The organism is Pelomicrobium sp. G1, from assembly GCF_051905455.1.
Lineage (GTDB): Bacteria > Pseudomonadota > Gammaproteobacteria > Burkholderiales > UBA6910 > Pelomicrobium.
On sequence record NZ_JBQACR010000485.1, the window covers coordinates 1 to 248 of the forward strand.

The 248-nt window shown below is 60.9% G+C and carries 1 protein-coding gene; it reads left to right on the top strand.

The genetic code is table 11. The features are described 5' to 3' along the window. Positions 1 to 152, top strand: a 152-nt coding sequence (locus ACTFO6_RS19325) for a cytochrome D1 domain-containing protein (RefSeq protein ID WP_439935939.1), incomplete at its 5' end; no start/stop codon positions are given. Positions 153 to 248 lie beyond the last annotated feature (96 nt).

Consider the following 248-nt stretch of genomic DNA (forward strand, 5'->3'; position numbering starts at 1 on the left):
ACGCCCTGGTGAGCGTGTGGGAAAACGACGGCGCACTGGTGGTGTACGACGCCGAGCACCTGCAGGAGGTCAAGCGCATCCCGATGAACAAGCCCTCAGGAAAATACAACGTGTACAACAAAATCACCCGCTCGGCAGGAACCTCCCATTGACCGAGCCCGGCTCAAAATCGCTCCCACTAGAAGGTGAGCCTCGGCGCGCCGGTGTAGCCGGCGTTATTCGGTGCGTTTCGCTTCGCTTCACGCGCC